Origin of the sequence: Microcoleus sp. BM001215392 (genome assembly GCF_036700185.1) — a bacterium.
Classification (GTDB): Bacteria; Cyanobacteriota; Cyanobacteriia; order Cyanobacteriales; family Microcoleaceae; genus Microcoleus.
On sequence record NZ_JAUBOJ010000728.1, the window covers coordinates 1 to 1,280 of the forward strand.

The 1,280-nt window shown below is 40.9% G+C and carries 1 protein-coding gene; it reads left to right on the forward strand.

All coding sequences use genetic code 11. The annotated features are described in order from the left end of the window. Positions 1 to 120: 120 nt before the first annotated feature. Positions 121 to 1,197 (forward strand): RNA-guided endonuclease InsQ/TnpB family protein, encoded by a 1,077-nt coding sequence (locus QT974_RS34480; protein ID WP_333472836.1) that lies wholly within the window; start codon positions 121 to 123, stop codon positions 1,195 to 1,197. The last annotated feature ends 83 nt before the right edge of the window (positions 1,198 to 1,280 follow it).

Genomic DNA, 1,280 nt, shown 5'->3' on the forward strand with positions numbered 1-1,280 from the left:
AGAGCTAGTCCTTAGCTAGCGATTAAATAGACAAAGTGGTACACTTATAGACAAAATCCTGGTGTACCATGCGATCGCCTCGCTAAATTGAACAAAGAAATACAGTGTTGAGGTCGAACAATGCTTTTATCCATCAAAACAAAGTTAAAGCTAAACAAGAGTCAAGCAACGGTTATGAGCAAGCACGCAGGAATAGCTCGGTTTACTTATAATTGGGGATTAGCTACTTGGAGCAACCTTTACAAAGATGGATTGAAGCCCAATAAATACTTACTCAAAAAGTTCTTCAACAACCATGTAAAACCTGAGTTTACATGGATTAAAGAATCGGGAATTTGCCAGAAGATAACTCAATATGCTTTTGACAATCTAGGGGATGCTTTCACTCGGTTCTTCTCGAAAAAAGGTGAATATCCCAAATTCAAGAAGAAGGGGCGTCATGATTCCTTCACGATAGATGCAGGTGGCAAACCAATCCCGGTAGGTGGTAAGTCCATAAAGTTGCCGACCATCGGCTGGGTAAAAACCTATGAAGGATTGCCTCACACTACCTGCAAGTCAATCACTATTTCACGTACTGCCGACAGTTGGTTTATCGCTTTTGCTTACTTCAAGGAACATGAGCCAACGATAAAGCAACACGATGTTGTGGGTGTTGATTTGGGAGTTAAAGAGTTAGCAACACTTTCAACAGGAGTTGTTTTTCCTAACCCAAAGCATTACAAAACGCATCTCAGTAAGTTGCGTAGGCTGTCAAAGGAGTTATCGAGAAAGACGAAAGGCTCTAGCAATAGATTTAAGGCGAAAAAAAAGTTAGCAAAACATCATGCTAAGGTAGCGAATCTCAGAAAAAATACTCTCCATCAAATTACTACTTACTTAGGCAAAAACCACGCAACGATAGTAGTAGAAAAATTGAACGTTTCTGGGATGATAGCCAATCATAAACTAGCTCAAGTAATTGCTGATTGCGGATTCTACGAATTCAAGCGACAGCTAGAATACAAAGCTCAAAAGTTTGGGTGTGAAATAATCATTGCTGACCGCTGGTTTCCTTCGAGCAAGACCTGTTCAAACTGCGGACATATTCAAGATATGCCACTGAAAGAAAGGACTTACAACTGCGGAAATTGCGGTCATTCGATGGACAGGGATTTGAACGCCGCAATTAATTTATCGCGCTTGGCTAAAACGTGAAAGCTTACCGAGGGATAACCGCTCCCATGCTCCCGATGAAGTAAGAAGCAAATGTCTAGACTTGTCTAGGATTTGTATAGCAG

Excerpts from the sequence above, each read along its gene's own strand:
- QT974_RS34480 (WP_333472836.1), top strand. The coding sequence starts at position 121 with ATGCTTTTATCCATCAAAACAAAGTTAAAGCTAAACAAGAGTCAAGCA.